This is a genomic window from Candidatus Omnitrophota bacterium, from assembly GCA_016929445.1.
In the GTDB taxonomy this organism is placed as follows: Bacteria; Omnitrophota; Gorgyraeia; order JAFGIU01; family JAFGIU01; genus JAFGIU01.
In genome coordinates, this window is record JAFGIU010000134.1 from 1 (window position 1) to 18,779 (window position 18,779).

Below are 18,779 nucleotides of genomic sequence, written 5' to 3' on the forward strand. Positions count from 1 at the left end.
AGTGTGGAGCTCTGGTCCGGTACGGGCCTGGGCGCGAGCTTTGGGGGAGACCAGCTCGGGGCGAATCAGCGCCAGGATACCTTTTTCTGGACGCGCTTACTGGGTGTGGACACGCAGTTCAATGTGGCCCAAGACTTGGACTGGGCCACACAGACCCTGGGTGTGCAACTGGGCCGCTGGATGGGGAGCAAGTACATTCAGCTCAGCGGCGGCAAGACTTATTGGGAGGGCCTGGGAAGCCGGATCATCTGGCAGAACGAATACAGCGGTTCTGTCTGGACACAGAGCGGCAGCGGCTTAACGCTTTCTTATACCCAGGATGACTTCTATCTTTGGAATTACTATTACACGGGTTTTGATTATCCAGTTCCCAAGTGGGACGGCTATGTGACCTTGAGCGCCGAGCTCACTGAGGGGCAGGGGTGGAATGATTACACTGCTGCACTTCAGGTGAGTGGCAGGTACTAGTCGAGCAGGACCACCGACGCGGGGCGGTGGAAAGTAGAAGTACAACTACGTAAAACAGTAACAACAGGAGGAACACTAATGTCCAAAGGTATCAAAATTGCCTTGGCTCTCGTCCTCGTTGCCGGCCTAGGTGTTTGGTCGAGTCAACTGGCGTTGGCTGCTTTCCCTAAGGCACCCAAGTCTCCGTTCGGCCCGACGGCTCCCACAGGTCCGGCCAGCCCCGGTGTCCCCACCGCCCCGACAGGTCCAACGGGTCCGGATGCTCCGGTTCCGCCGACAGGCCCGACGGGCCCGGATTCTCCGGTTCCGCCAACAGGCCCGACGGGTCCGGATTCTCCGGTTCCGCCAACAGGCCCGACAGGTCCTGCGTCTCCGACAGGTCCGGTGGGTCCGGTGGGTCCGGATTCTCCGGTTCCGCCAGCAGGCCCGACAGGTCCGGTCCCCCCGGTTCCGGTTAGCAGCGTGGGTGGAGACAGCGTACCCGAATAAGAACCAGTTAACACTGGGGAACACAGTTAGAAGGCGCCGGCTCTCGTTCGTTAGAGAGTCGGCGTTTTCTTGTATACTGGGATTACAATGTCACTGACTGAGTTTCCCATAGAACGTAAAGGCTTCGGCCGTGCGGTGTTTTGCTTTGGCGTCCTTGTCACGGTTTACTTCCTAACCAGCTTGGGTGTGGCCTCCCTCCTCCGATTCCCTTTGTTTGGCGCAGGTGTTCTGGGTCTTTTCGCGATTGCTTTTGTGTTTGCAGGTTGGCAGTTCCTGCATTTTGGGCGCAATGCAGTGCGAAGATTACGTTTGCTGACAGGCGTTGTGGAACTAGATAAAGACGACCGCTTTCATCAAAGGCTGGCGAATATCGTGGAGGAGCTTTGTGCTGCAGCCGGTGAAAAGAGACCGCTTGAATGCGCTGTTTTGCCCAGCTGTGCTTCCAATGCCTTTGTGGCCGAGGACTTGGGACTCAAACCTTTGGTAGTGATCAGTGAGGGAATGCTTTCGCATCTTTCCAGACCGGAACTGCTGGCAGTGGTGGCCAAGCTTGTAGCGGAGATTCGCACAGGGATTGCGCTTAACCGGACGCTTGCGTGCGGGCTCTTTGCCTTCTCACAAAAGCGGTTTTTGCATTGGGCGTCCCGGGGGCTCCAGCTCTTTGCGCCGCGCTGTTTGCATTTGCAGAGCGATGCTCTCGGGGCTGAGCTCTGCCGGGACCCGATGAGTCTGGCTTCGGCTCTTTATGAGATCGCACACCGCTGGAGGGGAGAGACGCGTTTTGGAGCCGGCTGCGAGGCGCTTTTTGTGATGGATCCTGCGGTGAGGTCTCTGGAGGAGAAGAACTCTTTGTGGGCGGAGCTCCGGGCCTCTCATCCTCCTCTCAAAAAGCGTTTGGATGCTTTATTGAAGCGTGTGCGTTTGGAGCTGGATGCCCGGTGTCCTAAAGCCCAGGCTGTGACGTGGTTTGTGCATGATGCCAACGGAGTCTGGCAGGGGCCGCTGGACCTTGCAGGCTTTTCGCGTTTGGATGGAGTGCTGGCCGGTAGCTGGGTGGCGAGTTGCAACACGCTCCAAGTGAAGCGGTTGGGAGAGGACGTGACTCTGGCTCAGGCCTGGCGTGCCAAAGAGGGTGGAGGAACTTCCTCCTTGGAGAAAAGTACTTTGGAGTCCCCGGTTTTCCGTCAGCCCATGCTCCAAACAAGTTATGAGAAGGCGCCCTTCTATTTCTGTCCTTTTTCCGAAGGATGTCTTGTGGCCGAGAGTAAGCTTGTGTCCGTGGTGCGGCGGTACCAAAAGGCAGCCACAAGCCGCAGTGCCAGAATGGCTGCCTTTGCTCAACAGGCTGGTCCTGCCCCGGGCGTCAAGTTGCGCCAGGGGGGCTACGAGGGCTTTTCCTGGCCGCGCTGCCCGGTTTCCTGCCGCAAGCTGGAGCGCCGTTTCTACAAGTCCGGGCTCGCGGTGGAGGTGGATGCCTCTCCAAAACAGGGCCTTCTTTGGATAGGGAGGGAGGAAATGACGCTCCTGGGCTGCGTCTTCAGGGAGCGCCGCTCCCTGTGATAAACTAAGGCCCTTATGTATCTTCTCGGTATTTCCGCCTTCTACCATGACAGCGCCGCGTGCCTTCTGAGGGATGGCGAGCTCATAGCAGCCGCGCAGGAAGAACGCTTCACGCGCAAAAAGCACGATCCGGGATTTCCCTCCAATGCGATCCAAAGCTGTTTGGATCAAGCGGGAATTGCGCTCGAGCATGTCGAGGCCTTGGTTTTTTACGACAAACCCTTTGTGAAGTTTGAGCGTTTGGCCGAAACCTATCTTGCGGTGGCTCCGCTCGGGATCCGTTCCTTTATCAAGGCCATGCCGCTCTGGCTCAAAGAGAAGTTGGATCTGCGGCGGACCATCTCCAAGACCGTGGACTTCAAGGGCTCCATCCTTTTCTCGGATCACCACCAGTCCCATGCTGCTTCGGCCTTCTATCCCAGCCCTTATCAGGAGGCGGCCTTCTTGACAGTGGACGGGGTGGGAGAGTGGACCACCACGAGCTACGGAATCGGCCGCGGCCCGGAATTGGAGTTCCTCAAGGAGATCCACTTCCCGCATTCCCTGGGCATGCTGTATTCGGCGTTTACCTACTACACCGGGTTCCGGGTCAATTCCGGCGAGTACAAACTGATGGGACTCGCCCCCTATGGGGAACCCAAGTATGCGCAGACGATACGCGATCACCTGATTGATGTGCATGAGGATGGCTCCTACCGCTTGCACATGCGGTATTTCAACTATCTTTCGGGCCTGACCATGACGAACGCGCGCTTTGATTGCTTGTTCGGCGGCCCTCCGCGCAAGGCCGAGTCGCCCATCACCCAACGCGAAATGGATATTGCCGCTTCCGTGCAGGTTGTTCTTGAAGAGATCTTGCTCAAGATCGTGCGGCATGTGCACAAGGAGACCGGGCAAAAGAATCTCTGTTTGGCTGGCGGGGTGGCTCTCAACTGTGTGGCTAATGGGAGGATCCTCAGGGAAGGTCCTTTTGAGAATCTGTGGATCCAGCCTGCGTCTTCGGATTCCGGAGGCGCCCTGGGCGCGGCGTTTGCAGCCTGGCACCGCTATTACGAAAAGCCCCGCTTTGCTAACAATGTGGATGATGCGCAAAAGGGCTCGCTCCTGGGCCCCTCCTTTTCCGATGATGAGATACGCAGGTACTTGGATCAGAACCAGATTCCTTATCAGCAGCACCCGGAGGCGGAACTCTATGAGACTGTGGCTCAGCTTCTGGACGAGGGGGCGGTAGTCGGTTGGTTCCAGGGACCCATGGAGTTCGGGCCACGTGCCTTGGGTGCGCGCAGCATCTTAGGGGATCCGCGTTCTGCTGAGATGCAGTCCCGGCTAAACTTGAAAATCAAGTTCCGGGAGAGCTTTCGGCCTTTTGCTCCGAGTGCTCTGGAGGAACATGCCGGAGAGTATTTTGATGTGGGGGACAAGAGCCCTTATATGCTGCTTACGGGTAAGGTCAGTGAGAATTGTATGCGTCCCATAAGCGAAGCAGATGCGAAAAAGCAAGGCCTGGAAAAGTTGAGCGTGCTTCGTTCGACTATTCCGGCCGTAACCCATGTCAATGGCTCTGCGCGCCTGCAAACAGTCTCGGCCAAGACCAACCCGCGCTTTCACAAGCTCTTGCAGGCTTTTCATAAGCGGACCGGTTGCCCGGTTTTGATCAACACCTCTTTTAATGTGAGGGGCGAGCCGATTGTGTGCACCCCGCAGGACGCCTACAACTGTTTTCGAAGGACTTTTATGGATTATCTGGTGATGGGGAATATAGTGCTGGAAAAGAAGAAGGTGGATTCTTCCCAGGCCCCGGAACCCGAACCGATATCGCTCATACCGGATTGAGTGAGGAGTCAGGGACGGTTCTTTGAGGACATTAGGGGACATATCTCCTTCGGAGAAATGTCCCCTGGAACTCCGTAAGAACCGTCCCTGTAAGTGGAGGCTCATGCAATACTCAAAACCAACTCTCTTTGAACTCCGTAATTTCGGTTTTGTTCTCGCCGGCATTCTGTGTGCCTTCGGCGGTCTTTTTCATTGGCGGCATGGCGAGCTCAACTGGGCGGTCTACGGCCTGTTTCCTTTGGCCAGCGCGCTCAGCGGACTCTGTTGGCCGCCCCTGTTGTTTCCTGTGCATCGTGTTTTGACTTGGCTGGGCGGTATTCTCGGTTGGGTGAATACGCGCATTATTCTGGGCCTGACCTTTTACTTGGTCGCGGCTCCGATCGGCCTATTGATGCGGCTGCTGGGCAAGGACCCGATGCAGCGCAAGCTTTTCCCCGGGCAGGAGACTTACTGGATTCCCAGTGAGCACAAGCGCTCCCCCAAGGAAGAATTCGAAACTCCCTACTAGCCGGCCGCAATATCCTGCCGGCCTTGAATTCGCTGCCTTCCCTTAGTAGAATACTGCGCATGGCGCAACAAAGCTTTCTCCGGGAATTCTGGAACTTTATGAAAATCCGCAAGCGGTATTGGCTCACCCCCATGGTGGTTGTTCTGCTCCTGCTGGGCACCCTGGTGGTGCTCACCGAGGGATCCGCAGTGGCGCCCTTCATTTACGCGCTCTTCTAGTATTTGACCCTACCTCGTCGCGGCCCTAAAATGTGCGGAGACAATCTGTTGGCTTATCCACACCCGGAGACCCATTATGGCAAAAGTCTTTGTTCCCGACTCGCCCGACGAGATGTTCGGCAAGCGTTTCAACCGCTTTAAGAACTTGTTCCAGCGCTTCTCCAAGGGCGGGCCGGTTCTCGTTCTCCTCATCATCTTTATCACCCTATTTGTTAGCACCTGTCTCACTTATGTGGGACCCTACGAATACGGCATCAAGCAGGTGAATCTGGGTCTCAATAAGGGTATTCATAAGAAGGTCTATTTGACAGGCTTGCATTTCTTGGCGCCCTTTGGGATTCACACCATGCACCGATTTCCCAAGAATACCCAGGTCGTGGAGTTGACGGACTATCCGGGCGAGAAACCCTTCAGAAGGCGCGTGGAAAAGTCGGCCCATATTCAGACTTCCGACGGGTTCTATGTGGATGTGGATGTGTCCATCCTCTATCGCATTACCGATCCGTACAAAGTGATCACGACCGTGGGGCCGGGACGGCTGTACGAGGATAACGGGATTCTTCCCAAGGTGGAGCCCAAGCTCAAAGAGGCTTTGGGCACCATGACCACTGAGGAATTTTTCAACAGCCCTCTGCGCGCCGAGAGGGCCCTTGTGGCCAGAGGGCTTCTGAACACAGAGCTCGGTGCCAAGGGCATTGAAGTGCAACACGTGTTGGTGCGGTATTTCAAGTACAGCCCGGAGATTCAGAAGAATATCGAGGAAAAGAAGTTGCGCGATCAGCTTGTCTTTACAAACCAGGCTAAGGGCCGCGCCTCGAATCAGCAGGCCTTGGTCAAAAAGATGGCTGAGGAGGGGGAAGCCTCTCTTAAAGTGCTGATGGAGGGGGGGAATGCCTATGTGGTGAAGAAGAACGCTGAAAGAGATTTGTATGTGCGCACCCAGCGGGCCGAGGCTGATCTATTGGTCAAGCTCGCAGAGGCCCAAAAGACCGAATTGATTAATGACGCTTACCGGAACGAGGGTTCGGACAAGCTGGTGGGTTTGCGCATGGCTGAGGTATACAAAGGTTTGGATGTGATTGTGTTGCCCTCCAGCGGGGAGGGCGGGATCAACCCTCTGGACCTGAATCAAACGCTCGGACTTTTTGGTGTAAATGAAAACAAAGGAGGTGGGCAATGAGAAAACTCTTGTTCATTGTTTTCTTGGTTTGTGTAAGCCCTCTTCTTTCAGGATGTATGCCGCACTCCACCGGTTCGACTGAAGTGGGCGTCCGTACGGTTAAGTGGTCGCCTTTTGCCAAAAGCGGGGTGATCCAGGAGGTCTATGCTCCGGGTGCCACCTATTTTTTCCCTCCCTTTGTCAATGACTGGCATGTTTTTGATACCAAGCTGCGCAATATGGAAATGACTTTGACGCGGGGCCGCGGCGCCAGGCAGGGCAGGGATGACTTGGTTTTCAAAACAATTGACGGAAACGATATTTCCTTGGATGTCATTATCTCCTACCGGGTGGATCCTCCGAAGGCTCCCTATATTTTAGAGTATGTGGCATCCGATAATCTGGAGCTGGAAGAACGCGTTGTCAGGCCCATTGCGCGTAACGTCACGCGAGATCTGTTTGGAGAATTTACTTCCGAGGATTTCTATGTTACAGCAAAACGCACGGAGACAGCCCAACAAGCCATCGCCAAACTGAATGACCTGCTCAATCCCTATGGCGTAATCGTCGAAACCGTGCTGCCCAAGGATTACCGTTTTCCTGAGGCTTATCAGAAAGCCATTGAAGACAAGAAGGTCGCGGATCAGATGGCTCAACGGTACCGCTCGGAAATCCGGGCCACAGAAGAGCATTACCGGCAGAAACTCGAAGAAGCCCAGGGCGAAGTCAACAAGCTGGTTGCCCGCGCAGACGGGGAGTTCAAAAAGGCGACCATTCAGGTGGATGCCTATTTTGAGCAACAGGGAAAGATTGCCCAGGCAATCAAAGCTGAGGGCGAGGCCGAGTCCGAGGGTATTCGCAAAATGATTGAGGCCTTGAAGAGTTCGGGCGGGACCACCATGGTGAAACTCAAAATAGCGGATGCCTTGCAAGGCAAACGCATTATGCTCCTGCCTTTTGGCGGGCAGGGGGGTCTGGATCTCAAGACCACGGATGTCAACGATCTTTTGAAGACCTACGGCCTCAAGAAACTGAGTGAATGATCTCTGACATGCCCAAACGCATTACGGTTTGTTTCTGCAGTCTGGCCATGCTGGGAATTTTGTCCCCGGCAGCTCTCTGGGCCTTTTCCGCGGACGATCTCCTGGGTTCTTGGCCGAAGCAAGAGATCAAGATTTTGGAGATGGGCGAGCGGGAACTCCTCTTTCGCAAAGGCTCTACTCCGGAGTGGGGAATTGGTGTGGCCGCGCGTTTTGAAGCACCCTGCACCGAGCGCGAAGCGTGGAGCTTGATTACTGATTTTGAGAACCTGCCCAACTGGGCGCCCTGGATTCTGGCTGCCCGTGTTCTTGAGGACAACGGAGATGCCAAGGTCATCGAGCTGGATGCGGATGCCCGTGTTCTTGTGTTCCGCAAAACACGCACCCTGGTCGTGGATGTGCGCCTGGTGGACGGGCAACAACTGGAGGTTCGCCCGCACGATATCCTGTTAGGGGAGTTTGTGGGCGGAGTTTTCCTGCGTCCCTCAGAACACGGTTGTGAAGTGGAAGTGGGTGCCCATCTAAACCCGGCGATTCCTCTGAGCACCTGGATTGTGACTTGGGTGGCGCATCGAAGTCTGTTGATTACCATTGATCGTTTTCTGGAGCAGATAAAAGGGGATTCATGAGCCCGTTTCGACTCGCCCTTTTCCTGACAGCCCGGGATCTTATCTTCCGCAAGCGCATGGTTTTTTTCGTGCTCTTTGCGCTGGGCTTTCTCTATACCAACCTCATCTTCGCCCGCTGTATGGTGCTGGGTTTTGAGCGTTCGATCTCCCACCAAATCATCAAAGTCACCGGGCATCTTTACCTGGAGACAGAACATGATCAGGACTATCTGCGCCGTTTTCCGCAGATAGTGGAATCCGTGCATGCGGTGCCTTGGGTGGAGGAGGCCATTGCGATCTACAGCAGCCCGGCGATCTTGGAGCTTGAACAAGAAAAGCACGTCACTACGGTTTGGGGGGTGCCTTACGACGAGACTCTGATGGGCCTCCGAAGCCGGATCAAGCGGGGTGCCTATTTTTCTGCCCCGGACGCCAATCAGATTATTTTGGGCCGCATTGCTGCCAAAAACCTGCGCGATATGCTGGGCAAAGATTCGGTGAATCCCGGCGACTTTCTCGAAGTGTATTTTGTGAACAAAAAGAAGGTGGACCGGCCGGGTATGCAGCCTCTTGAAAGCAAGTACATGCAGATTGCCGGTGAGGTGGATCTTCGGGATTACGTGGCCAATCAGTACTGTTTTGTGCCGCGCGACCGAATGGATGCGATTCTGCACCGGGGTGATAACGCCGATGAGATTTTTATCCGGCTCAAAGAGGGCACGGACGAGAAGGAAGCTCAATGGCATCTGCAGCAGATGCGGTTGCCTGGATTGGTCCGCACCTGGTGGGACCGGGACGACTACGGTGTCGATGATATGGTGAGGGGCTTTGATATTATCGGGACGATCATATTCGGGGTGAGCGTTGTCTCCTCTGCGGTGATTCTTGGATTTATTTTATACAGCTCCGGCATGTCCAAACGCCGGCAGATCGGAATGCTGCGCGCTATCGGGGTCCCGGACCGGGTGTTTTGGACCGGGTTTATCTTGCAGGCCTTGAGCTATGCGGCTATCGGGATTGTCACGGGCTCGGGGATCTACCTCGGCTTGGAAGGGTATCTCCAAAACCACCCGATTATTATGCCCTTTGGGGACCTTTACCCGATTGCCCGGCAGCAGGTCTTTGTCGGGTCGATGGTTCTTTTTGTGATCATAGCGATTGTATCGGCCTTCTATCCTGCATGGAAAATTTGCCGTGAACCCATTGCCAGGGTTATTGGAGGCACATGAGCGGGAATTTCTTGGTTCGCACCGAAGGGCTGGGCAAGACGTATCGTCTGGGGCGCACCCAGGTGCAGGCAGTACGCGACCTGAGTCTCTCTCTGAGCGAACCCGAGTTTGTGGCATTGATCGGACCCTCGGGCAGCGGGAAGAGCACGCTCTTGTCTTTGATCGGGTTATTGGAGACTCCGACGCGGGGGCGGATCTGGATTGGGGGCTACGATGTCTCCGATTGGAAACCCCGGACGCGTTCACGTTTCCGTTTGCAGACCCTCGGGTTCATTTTTCAAAGTTTTCACTTGTTGGAGGAGCTTACGGTCCTGGAAAACACAGCTTTGCCTGCTTTGGCTGCAGGCATGAAGAAACGGCTGGCTTTTGAAAGGGCCGCGGAGCTTTTGGACCGCGTGGGTCTGAAAGAGCGCATGCGGCACCGTCCTTACGAGCTCTCCGGCGGCCAGAGGCAGCGGGTGGCTGTGGCGCGCGCTTTGGTGAACCGGCCGCGCCTGGTGCTGGCCGATGAACCCACCGGAAATTTGGATACTCGGGCCGGCGGGCAGATTATTGAGCTCCTCAAGCAGGTTCAGGAAAAGGGGGAGGCCACGGTCCTTCTTGTGACCCACGAGTACGAACACGCGGCTCAGGCAGAACGCATTTTGCACCTGCGGGACGGCCAGGTTGAACGCACTGAGATTCCTGCTGCAGAGAAGACTCCCAGGGAAACCCAAGTTCAGGGATAAGGGGCAAGTTAAACCGGGATAGTAAGATAGATGTAGATATTAAAAGGTATAAGAATAATATATAAAGTGGTATTTCTCCCGTCTTGGGCCTACTCTATCTGATATAATTTGAATTGGAGTATTGTCAAAGTCTAATAATCTGCAAGGAAAGTACTCCCATTCCAGAGGGTGCGTGTGAAAATCAGGACCTTCTTCCTAGTTTGGCTTGCTGTTTTTCTCCTATTTGGCGGCGCTGCGTCTGCGGCCATGGCCTTTGACTCCGAGCAGGAGTTCAACGAATGGTGCATGGCCTACTACCGCGCCCCCGAACCCTCACTGGTTCCCAAGGCGATTGGCTATGCGGGCTCCTCGGGTCTGATCCAAGACCCGGCTTTTCGGGAGCCCCTGGTCGCTTTCTTCTCCACGGTCATTCAAAGGGAGCCCCAGTACGTGGAAGACTGGATCCGCAATCTGGGTGCCGGAGAGACGGATCTGCGCGAGTTTTTGATGGAGTGCCTGTGGAGGGCGGAAGAGGAAGCCATGCTCAATGACATGGAGATGGATGCCTCGGGTGAGGAGTTGCGATTTGTACAACGGCTCTACGATCAGAGGCGGCCCGAGATTCTGGCCGACCCCTTGTCGACCGCCGGGCATTTAGATGCGCTTTGGGCCGTCTTTTTTGCGACCGGGGATCCGGAGCCTGTCTCCAAGATCATCGACGCCCTTTCCTGGACCGATGAAGTCGAGGACCTGGACCGGCTGTTGCTCGGAACCGTGGCGCAGTGGTCTTTGACCGCCAATGCCAAGGAACATCCCCGGGTGGCGGATATCTGCCGGAAGGAATTGCCGAACCGCAATGGCGTCATTCGCGAAAAGCTGGAGCAGGTGCTCGACGAGGCTCAATAATCCTGTATCCCGGAGTTTTAAATCCCCTGCATGAAACACAAACTCCTCCAATGGATCTGTTGTCCGGGTTGTCACTCACCCCTGACCCTGCATTCTGCGCAGAGTGAAGAAGAGGAAGTCATCGAAGGAAGCCTGGCCTGTCTCCAGTGCGGGCAGGTCTATCCTGTGCGCAAGGGTGTGCCTTGGTTTGAGAAGTTTGGGAACCCTACGGTGGAATCCAGGAGCCGGGATCACTTTGGGACGCTTTGGACCGAGTATTCAGGAGAGCCGGAGCCTGTCGCAGCCAAAGAGCATGTGGACCGCTTGGAAGAGGCCCTCCAAAGGAAGATTCCTCAAGGGAGAGCCGGGCTGGATGCCGGGTCCGGAGACGGACGCGATACCTTTTGCATGGCGCAGCGGAATCCTCATTTGGATCTCATCAGTCTTGAGATTAGCGAAGGAGCGAACCACACTTTCAGCCGCTGCAAGGGGCTCTCCAATGTGCATGTGATCGGCGGTTCAGTGCTCAGACTTCCTCTGAAATCCGGTGTTCTGGATTTTGCTTACTCTTACGGAGTGCTCCATCACACCCTGGATCCGCATAAGGGTTTTGCCGAGATGTGCCGGGTGCTTGGGCCTAAGGGCTCAGTGGCCGTGTACCTCTATGAGGACCATGCGGAAAACCGATGGAAGCGATGGGCCCTCAAGGGAGTCCGCGGTTTGAGGAAGGTCTCGGTGAAACTTGGCCCCAAGCAACTGTGGGCCTTGTGTACCCTGCTCTCGCCGTTTGTATGGTTTTTCTTTACCGTGCCCTCGAAGATTCTTAGGCTTGTTCCCGTATGGGCTTCCAAGGCCGATGCCATTCCCTTTAATTTTGGGCAGGGACCCTTGAGTCTCCGGGGGGATCTTTACGACCGTTTTGGCGCTAAGATTGAATACCGTCTTAGCCGGCAGGGAATCGAACAGTGGTATAGCGGACAGTCTTGCGTTGAAGTGACCGTGTGTCATATGCCGGATGTTGCAGGCTGGGCCTGCTGGGGCCGGAAAGCAGAGTCAAGATGAAGTCCCTGGCGGCGAGTCAGGACGAGTGAGCCACACTCTCGGGATTCTCGATATCGGTTCCAATACGCTTCGCCTTCTGGTGGCGCAGGCAGACGAAGACCTTGTCGCAAAACCTCTCTTGGAAAAGTCCTGGACCACGCGTTTGGGCCGCTTTGAGCCCTCCAGCCAACGCTTAAGTGCGTTTGCGGTGGAGGACTCTTTGCGTGCGGTGGAGGAGGCTGTGCGCCTGTCCAAGGAGATGGGGGCAGAGCAGGTGCTGGGTGTGGCCACGGCTGCTGTGCGCAATGCGGTGAACGGGGCGGATTTTGTGCAGGCCTGTCTCCGGCTGGGGGGGCTTTCAGTCAAAGTCCTCAGCCCCGAGGAGGAAGCGCTCACCGTCTATACCGGTTTTCTCAGCGGAGAGGCGCGGCCTCCGGGCAAGGCTCTCTTGCTGGATTTAGGCGGAGGCAGTTCGGAGATCATTCTGGGCCAGGGGGATCAAGTGGAACGAGTCCTCAGTTTGAATATAGGTTGCATCTCCTTGCTCTCCGAGTTTCCGTGTTCGGATGCGCTCGCGACAAAAGAATGGGAGCATTTCTTGCAGACCGTTAGGGACCGGGTCAGTTCGTTCTTGGAGGGGGTGAGTTCTGAGGGCGCGGAGGTGGTGGGTCTTAGCGGTTCTATTGTGCAGCTGGCGGCCGTGGACAGAGGTTTTGGAGACGCGGATGTTTCGCGTTTGCAGGGCCATGTCTTGAGTTCCGGCCGGATTCGTGAGATCTTGGATCACTTGAGACAGCTTAGCCTCCAGGACCGGCGCGCAGTGAGCGGATTGCGGCCGGATCGGGCCGATAGCGTGCTCACCGGCGGGGTTTTGTTGCAGCAGGTGATGGCGCAATTGGGCTGTGAGCGTTTGAGGATAGGCCTCTTTGGTTTGCGCCGGGGTGTTGCTTTGCGCTATTGCCGGGGCGAACTGTTTTAGACTCGAGCGCTGAGTGTGTACAGTGTGACCCAATTCATAACATTAATAAAATAGATAAGTTATAGACCTAACGCACAGAATACCCACAACTTATCCACAGGCGGATCCCATGACCTTAAAACACTCCTCTCCATCCCCGGCCCTTGAAAAAATTGAGCGCGTTCTGGCCCGTATTGTCGATGCCCAAAGCGGCAAAGATGTGCTTAGTCTTGGGTGGGTCAAAGACCTTCACATCCACGAGGGGTGTGTGCATTTTAAGCTTAAAGGCGGCGTGCCCTATCGCCGGGAAATGGATCTCTTGCGCCAGCATTGCGCTGAGGCCCTTGGAAAAATTCCAGGCGTCACTGAGGTGAACATTGAGTTCACCGCCGCAGACACCCAAGCCGAGGCCACGCCGGTTTTGCCGGGGGTCAAGACCGTTATTGCCGTGGCCAGCGGTAAAGGCGGCGTGGGCAAATCCACGGTTGCAGCCAATCTGGCCTTGGCGCTACAAGAGCAGAAGAGACGGATAGGGCTCTTGGACTGTGATATCTATGGGCCCAGTATCCCCACCATGTTCGGAATTCATGAGCAGCCGGAGATGACCCAAAAGGATATGATCGTGCCTCCGCAGCGCTACGGGATTCAATTGATGTCCATTGGTTTCTTGGCTACCGAGAAGACTCCTCTGATCTGGCGCGGTCCTATGGTGCACAACCTCCTGCAGCAGTTCCTGCATTTGATCCGTTGGGACAACGTGGACTATTTGATCCTGGATTTGCCTCCGGGTACCGGGGATGCGCAGCTTACGTTGACCCAATCGGCCACATTGGCGGGTGCGATCATCGTGACCACTCCTCAGAAGGTGAGTTTAATCGACGCGCGCAAGGGCCTCAAAATGTTTGACCAGGTCCATGTCCCGGTCCTGGGCATAGTGGAGAACATGAGCTATTTCGAGTGCCCGGAGTGCAGTCATCGTACGGAGGTTTTTCGCTCAGGCGGGGGTGAGACGGAAGCGAATGAACTGGGCGTGCCCTTCTTGGGACGTATTCCGCTGGATCCTGAGGTGGTCATCGGCGGGGATGAGGGGGAGCCCATCTTCAGATCCAGGCCCAACTCCAAGGCCGGACAGGCTTTTGCGAATCTGGCTGTCAGAGTGATTGAAGCCCTGGAGAAGGGGGAGATCCGGTGAGCGGAATGCTTCCCGGCGTTAAGAAAGCAATTGCCGTAGCTGCGGGCAAAGGGGGAGTGGGCGGTTCCACGGTTTCCGCCAACTTGTCTCTGGCTTTGGCCCAAAAAGGCCACCGCGTAGGTCTCTTGGACGGCAATATCTATGCGCCCGGTGTACCGCGTCTCTTTGGACTGGGAAAGGGCGCCGATGTCTCTCAAGGGGAAAGGATTATTCCTCCGGTCAAGTTCGGAATCCAGGTGATGTCTATGGGGCTCCTAGCACCGGGGAGCGGGACCATTATTTGGCGCGGTCCTATGGCCGACAGCCTTTTGCAGAAGCTATTGGAGGGTGTTTACTGGGACAATGTGGACTATTTGATTATTGACTTGCCTTCGGGCACCGGCCAGACCCAGGCCACGCTCACTCAGAGCGCAGTGCTCGAAGGGGCGATCATTGTCACGACTCCGCAACAGGCTAGTCTGGTGGACTCTCGCCGCGAGCTCCAGGCCCTCAGCTTGGCGCGTGTGCCCATTATTGGTCTTGTGGAAAACATGAGCTATTACATTTGTCCCTCCTGCAACGAACATGTGGATCTTTTCGGGGTGGGAGGAGGGGAAAGAGAGGCGCGGGCTCTGGGCATTCCGTTCTTGGGAGGGGTGCCGGTGGTGGCAGAGCAGGAAATGCAGGCCACTCGAGGCGAACCCGTAGTTTCTGCCAAACCGGATTCTGCTGTGGCCCGGGCTTTTCTGGAGCTTTCTTGCGAGTTGTTGAATGCTCTGGAAAGAATGCCTTCAGGGGGTTACAAGGCCAAGGCGGATATTGACTGGCAGGGTTAGAGCTGGACCCTTTGCCTTCCTGTTATAATTATCAAGTGAAACGTAAACCGCATTCCGCTGATATCGAGAAGCGCACCAAAGAGATCGGCCAGGAGCTGATCGAGGCCGCCCGAAAGCATCAGAGGCATGCCGGTGTGCTTGCGCGCGTTACGGATCAAGTCCTGGCCTGGTGTTTTTCCAATCCAGAGATCAAGCCCTCAGTCTTGCGTTTTGTGGATGTGCTTCCTTCCCTGAATTCTTCCAAAGAAGTTCTCGAGCATCTTAAGGAATACTTCCCCAGTCGCGAGAAGCATTTGCCCTCTGCTCTCAAGGCCGGCCTGGCCGTTTCGCGGCCTTCTTTGCTGACCGGGGCTGCAGCATCGGCTCTGACGCGCAAGGGGGTGGAGCAGATGGCTGCCCGCTTCATTGCAGAGGAGAGCGAGGACGAGGTCCTCCCAAGCCTGCGTTCCCTGGAAAAGGAGGGCTGCGGGTTTAGTCTGGATTTGTTGGGCGAGGCTGTGCTCAGCACAGAAGAATCCGATGCCTATGTGGAGCGCTACATGCATTTGGCGGAGAATTTGCCCCATGTCCTGCCCAAGTACTCCGAAGCCGCTCGCTTTAGACTGCCCGCACCGCGCCTGCATTTTTCGCTTAAGCCCAGTGCGCTCAGCCCCTGGTTTAATCCCTTGCAGCAGAGTCTTGGACTGGAGGACGCTTTCCGGCGTATCGCTCCCTTTGCCGAAGCGGCCCGCAATGTGGGCGCATTTGTGAATCTGGATATGGAACAGTACCGCGCCCGCGATCTCACCTTGGAGTTAGCCAAGAAGCTTATGGGTTCCGGACTTTTAGGGGGATACCCACACCTCGGGGTGGTGATTCAGGCCTATCTCAAGGATGCGCGCCCGAGCTTAGAGGGCTTGCTCGATTGGGCCGCTCCCCGCGGCCAGGAGCTTACGGTGCGTTTGGTGCGTGGTGCGTATTGGGATGCGGAAACTGCGGAGTCTTTGAGGCGCGGATGGGAGTCTCCTGTACTGCGGACTAAAGCAGAGACGGATCTGCAGTTTGAGACCTTGCTGGAGTTGCTGCTCCTCAAGCATCCGACGGTGCGCACAGCCTTGGCCTCCCACAATGTGCGCAGCGTGGCGCGAGCCTTGGCCATCGCCGATCTGGCTGAAGTGCCCCGGGAGCGTTTGGAGTTTCAGCTTCTCTATGGGATGGCGGAGCCCTTGCGCGAGGCTCTAGTGGAGCGTGGTTGCGCAGTGCGCGTGTACGTTCCTTGCGGGCCGCTCATTCCGGGCATGGCCTATTTGGTGCGGAGGCTTCTGGAGAACAGCTCGAACGAAGCCTTGCTTCGCCAGGATTACGATTCGGAGTCGATTCTCAAGGAACTTGTGGCACCGGAACCCGATGCCGGCCTTTTCCCTGTTTCTTTTGGACAAGTGCGCAAAGGGGATTTTGCCAACGAGCCTCAGGCCGATTTTTCGCGGCCCGAAATGCGCCGCCATATGCGTGAGGCCCTTAAGAAGGTGCGCAAGGAAATGGGCGGCTTGTATCCGGTGAATGTGGGAGGGGAATGGATTTTTAGCGAGCAGGCGGATCCTTCTGTGAATCCCGCGGATCCTCCGGAGATCATCGGCCGCGTGAGCCGTGCGGATGCTTCGGCGGTGGAAGGGGCTGTGGAGGCCGCGATTGGGGCGGGTGCTGAGTGGAGGTCCTGGCCTGTGGAACGCCGCGCTAATCTTCTGCGGGCTGTGGCCGGCTTGTTGCGCCGCCGCCGCTGGGAATTGGCAGCGCTGGAAGTTTTGGAGGTGGGCAAGACCTGGGCTGAGGCGGACGCGGATGTGACCGAGGCTCTCGACTTCCTGGAATATTATGCGCAGGAGGCGGCACAGCTTTTTGAAGGCAAAGCGTTGTACTCTCCGCCAGGAGAGCTCAATACCTGCCGCTATCAGCCGCTCGGAGTCTGTGCGGTGATTGCGCCGTGGAATTTTCCCTTGGCCATTCTCACGGGGATGAGCAGTGCCGCTCTGGTAACCGGTAACACGGTCATCCTCAAACCTGCGGAGCAATCGCCGGTTATTGCGCATGTCCTCTTTTCCCTATTCAAAGAAGCCGGGCTGCCCAAGGGTGTTCTCAACCTCTTGCCCGGACCCGGAGCTGTGGTGGGCGAGGCCTTGGTTGCTCACCCGGAAATCAATGCGGTCCTCTTTACCGGCTCGGCCGGAGTGGGGACGGGGATCCTTGAAAAGACCGGACGTGCGGCAGCTCGCGGCGGTCCCTTGAAGCGAGTGATTGCCGAGATGGGCGGGAAGAATGCCCTGATTGTGGACAGTGATGCGGACTGGGACGAGGCTCTGCCCGCCATTCTTCGATCAGCATTTGGATTCCAGGGCCAAAAGTGTTCGGCCCTCTCCCGGCTCATTGTTTTGGATACGATCTACGATGAATTCCTGGGCCGTCTGTGCGAAGCGGTTTCTTCTTTGGTGATCGGGCCTCCGGAAGAGCCCCAGACCGATCTCGGACCAGTCATCGATCAGGAGGCCTTTCAGAAGATTCAGCGGTACATCGCAATGGCCTCGACCGCGGGTAAGATCGTATATCAGATGGAGGACTCGGAATTGCCGGAGCGCGGGTACTTTATCGGGCCTGTGATTGTCAGCGAAGTGGATCCGCTTTCCCCCTTGGCGCGCGAGGAGATCTTTGGCCCGGTGCTCTGTCTGTTGCGGGCCAGGGATTTCGAAGAGGCCATCGAGTTGGCGAATGACTGCGAGTTTGCTCTAAGTGCCGGGGTCTTTTCCCGTTCGCCGCGCAACATTGAGCAAGCCACACGCCGGTTGGAAGCGGGCAATATCTACATTAATCAGAAAATTACCGGTGCGCTTGTGGCACGCCAACCCTTTGGCGGGTACAAGCGGTCGGGCCTAGGCTCCAAGGCCGGCGGGCCGGATTACCTGCAGCAGCTTGTTCTTCCCAAGACCGTGACTGAGAATACCACTCGCCACGGAGTTCCTTTGTAAGTCCGCATAAAAAAGGGACGGTTCTCTCAAAGAAGAACCGCCCCTTTGATCTAACACGTTCTACTTGGATACTGATTCCTTCAAAGCCTTGCCTGCTTTGAATGCAGGAACCTTACGCGCCTTAATCTTGATGGTTTCCCCGGTCTGAGGATTGCGTCCCTGACGTGCTTTGCGGGCCTTGACCGAAAAAGTGCCGAAACCGGTAAGCGTAATGGTCTGGCCCTTCTTGAGGGTCTTGGTGATGGTCGTTGTCAGAGCATCCACAGCTTTGGTCGCAGCCGTCTTGCTGATGTTTGCGGACTTCGCGACTTGGGCAATTAACTCAGCCTTTGTTGCCACTTTCTCCTCCTTAGTTTGTCGGGCAATATTTCAGCCCCTGACCTATAGTACCAAAGTAACGCATCCTGACAAGTGGGAAATGCAGTAATGGCGAGGGAAAGCCGCGGGCACCGGCCGGGAGGCCCTATTGGGTGGGGATTTTGCGCTCGACAGAGGGCTGAAGTGGGCCTTTGAAGCTTCTCTGAACGGGCCTGAAAGTGGCGCCAATATTGACGGAACTGTTGAAATCACGGTATGATCAAGCATTCTAGGGGGGCAGGGAACCCCCGGTTTTCCCAGCTTTCCAACCCCAGTGCGGGAGAAAGCGGGTCAGGGTGTGCACTGAAGACAACGGAGGGGAACCGTGCGCCAATCTCGGCTCATTGCACTTGTTCTGGGTATTGTTGTCAGTTTGTATGGTCTGAGCTTTCTGGCGGTTTCCAGCGCCGAGGCCGGTGAGATGTATGGAGAGGAAAGTCCGTGGAGCGTTGAGGCCCATGCGGGCGTGCTCAGTGTTAAGGAGGATCCTCTGGATGTGGGGACTGGGGCTGGCTTGTCCGTTATCTACCATGTCAACGAGAATTTGGGATTCTCCTTGGACTACACTGGTTTTTCCGTTGATACAACGACGTCCGACACCATGGATACCATTACATACGAGCCGGGCGGAAGCACCCAGCTTCATGCCGTCCGGTTTGGGCCGCAATTCGTGGTCCCGATTGATATGCCGACGGTGGGGATTCTCAATTGGGATC

The 18,779-nt window shown here is 56.2% G+C and carries 19 protein-coding genes; 17 read left to right on the forward strand and 2 right to left on the reverse strand.

The window, feature by feature from the left end:
• Positions 1-468: hypothetical protein (locus JW937_10380; protein MBN1587816.1), on the forward strand; the 468-nt coding region annotated here is incomplete at its 5' end.
• 143 nt (positions 469-611) lie between these two features.
• On the opposite strand, the gene JW937_10385 is transcribed toward JW937_10380, so the two are convergent.
• Positions 612-983, reverse strand: a complete 372-nt coding sequence (locus JW937_10385; protein ID MBN1587817.1) for a hypothetical protein — start codon at positions 981-983, stop codon at positions 612-614.
• A 61-nt stretch (positions 984-1,044) separates the two neighbouring features.
• Between JW937_10385 and JW937_10390 the strand changes: the two genes are divergently transcribed.
• From JW937_10390 to JW937_10460, 15 genes are all read left to right on the forward strand, one after another.
• Positions 1,045-2,517: a M48 family metalloprotease gene (locus JW937_10390; GenBank protein MBN1587818.1), complete on the forward strand. Its 1,473-nt coding sequence runs from the start codon at positions 1,045-1,047 to the stop codon at positions 2,515-2,517.
• A 15-nt stretch (positions 2,518-2,532) separates the two neighbouring features.
• On the forward strand, positions 2,533-4,350 hold the full coding sequence (locus tag JW937_10395) for a carbamoyltransferase (protein MBN1587819.1): 1,818 nt from the start codon (positions 2,533-2,535) through the stop codon (positions 4,348-4,350).
• Between the two features lie 103 nt (positions 4,351-4,453).
• Positions 4,454-4,858: a hypothetical protein gene (locus tag JW937_10400; protein ID MBN1587820.1), complete on the forward strand. Its 405-nt coding sequence runs from the start codon at positions 4,454-4,456 to the stop codon at positions 4,856-4,858.
• A gap of 59 nt (positions 4,859-4,917) precedes the next feature.
• Entirely contained in the window at positions 4,918-5,076 is a 159-nt protein-coding gene (locus JW937_10405) for a hypothetical protein (GenBank protein ID MBN1587821.1), read from the forward strand.
• A gap of 76 nt (positions 5,077-5,152) precedes the next feature.
• Positions 5,153-6,256, forward strand: a complete 1,104-nt coding sequence (locus tag JW937_10410; protein ID MBN1587822.1) for an SPFH domain-containing protein — start codon at positions 5,153-5,155, stop codon at positions 6,254-6,256.
• Entirely contained in the window at positions 6,253-7,278 is a 1,026-nt protein-coding gene (locus tag JW937_10415) for a prohibitin family protein (protein ID MBN1587823.1), read from the forward strand. Before JW937_10410 ends, JW937_10415 begins: the two co-directional genes overlap by 4 nt.
• 8 nt (positions 7,279-7,286) lie before the next feature.
• Entirely contained in the window at positions 7,287-7,904 is a 618-nt protein-coding gene (locus tag JW937_10420; protein MBN1587824.1) for an SRPBCC family protein, read from the forward strand.
• Positions 7,901-9,112 carry an ABC transporter permease gene (locus tag JW937_10425; protein ID MBN1587825.1) on the forward strand — a complete coding sequence of 404 codons (1,212 nt, stop codon included), beginning with the start codon at positions 7,901-7,903 and terminating at the stop codon, positions 9,110-9,112. The genes JW937_10420 and JW937_10425 overlap by 4 nt, the downstream gene beginning before the upstream one ends.
• Positions 9,109-9,840 (forward strand): ABC transporter ATP-binding protein, encoded by a 732-nt coding sequence (locus tag JW937_10430; GenBank protein ID MBN1587826.1) that lies wholly within the window; start codon positions 9,109-9,111, stop codon positions 9,838-9,840. Before JW937_10425 ends, JW937_10430 begins: the two co-directional genes overlap by 4 nt.
• A gap of 174 nt (positions 9,841-10,014) precedes the next feature.
• Positions 10,015-10,725 (forward strand): hypothetical protein, encoded by a 711-nt coding sequence (locus JW937_10435; protein ID MBN1587827.1) that lies wholly within the window; start codon positions 10,015-10,017, stop codon positions 10,723-10,725.
• Positions 10,726-10,755: 30 nt separating this feature from the next.
• Positions 10,756-11,766: a methyltransferase domain-containing protein gene (locus JW937_10440; GenBank protein MBN1587828.1), complete on the forward strand. Its 1,011-nt coding sequence runs from the start codon at positions 10,756-10,758 to the stop codon at positions 11,764-11,766.
• A 25-nt stretch (positions 11,767-11,791) separates the two neighbouring features.
• Positions 11,792-12,724, forward strand: a complete 933-nt coding sequence (locus JW937_10445; protein ID MBN1587829.1) for a hypothetical protein — start codon at positions 11,792-11,794, stop codon at positions 12,722-12,724.
• Between the two features lie 109 nt (positions 12,725-12,833).
• The gene (locus tag JW937_10450) at positions 12,834-13,895 is read left to right on the forward strand and encodes an Mrp/NBP35 family ATP-binding protein (GenBank protein ID MBN1587830.1); all 1,062 of its coding nucleotides are present in this window, start codon (positions 12,834-12,836) and stop codon (positions 13,893-13,895) included.
• Positions 13,892-14,710: a P-loop NTPase gene (locus JW937_10455; GenBank protein ID MBN1587831.1), complete on the forward strand. Its 819-nt coding sequence runs from the start codon at positions 13,892-13,894 to the stop codon at positions 14,708-14,710. The genes JW937_10450 and JW937_10455 overlap by 4 nt, the downstream gene beginning before the upstream one ends.
• Positions 14,711-14,745: 35 nt before the next feature.
• Positions 14,746-17,706, forward strand: coding sequence for a proline dehydrogenase family protein (locus tag JW937_10460; protein MBN1587832.1), 2,961 nt, complete (start codon positions 14,746-14,748; stop codon positions 17,704-17,706).
• Positions 17,707-17,766: 60 nt separating this feature from the next.
• Here the strand turns inward: JW937_10460 and JW937_10465 are convergent, their stop codons facing one another.
• Entirely contained in the window at positions 17,767-18,045 is a 279-nt protein-coding gene (locus tag JW937_10465; GenBank protein ID MBN1587833.1) for an HU family DNA-binding protein, read from the reverse strand.
• Positions 18,046-18,388: 343 nt separating this feature from the next.
• On the opposite strand from JW937_10465, the gene JW937_10470 reads away from it, so the two are divergent.
• Positions 18,389-18,779 (forward strand): hypothetical protein (locus JW937_10470; GenBank protein ID MBN1587834.1); only part of this gene is annotated, 391 nt, incomplete at its 3' end.

Coding starts and splice junctions, on each gene's coding strand:
- JW937_10390 (MBN1587818.1), top strand. CDS start 1,045: ATGTCACTGACTGAGTTTCCCATAGAACGTAAAGGCTTCGGCCGTGCG.
- JW937_10395 (MBN1587819.1), top strand. CDS start 2,533: ATGTATCTTCTCGGTATTTCCGCCTTCTACCATGACAGCGCCGCGTGC.
- JW937_10400 (MBN1587820.1), top strand. CDS start 4,454: ATGCAATACTCAAAACCAACTCTCTTTGAACTCCGTAATTTCGGTTTT.
- JW937_10405 (MBN1587821.1), top strand. CDS start 4,918: ATGGCGCAACAAAGCTTTCTCCGGGAATTCTGGAACTTTATGAAAATC.
- JW937_10410 (MBN1587822.1), top strand. CDS start 5,153: ATGGCAAAAGTCTTTGTTCCCGACTCGCCCGACGAGATGTTCGGCAAG.
- JW937_10415 (MBN1587823.1), top strand. CDS start 6,253: ATGAGAAAACTCTTGTTCATTGTTTTCTTGGTTTGTGTAAGCCCTCTT.
- JW937_10420 (MBN1587824.1), top strand. CDS start 7,287: ATGCCCAAACGCATTACGGTTTGTTTCTGCAGTCTGGCCATGCTGGGA.
- JW937_10425 (MBN1587825.1), top strand. CDS start 7,901: ATGAGCCCGTTTCGACTCGCCCTTTTCCTGACAGCCCGGGATCTTATC.
- JW937_10430 (MBN1587826.1), top strand. CDS start 9,109: ATGAGCGGGAATTTCTTGGTTCGCACCGAAGGGCTGGGCAAGACGTAT.
- JW937_10440 (MBN1587828.1), top strand. CDS start 10,756: ATGAAACACAAACTCCTCCAATGGATCTGTTGTCCGGGTTGTCACTCA.
- JW937_10450 (MBN1587830.1), top strand. CDS start 12,834: ATGACCTTAAAACACTCCTCTCCATCCCCGGCCCTTGAAAAAATTGAG.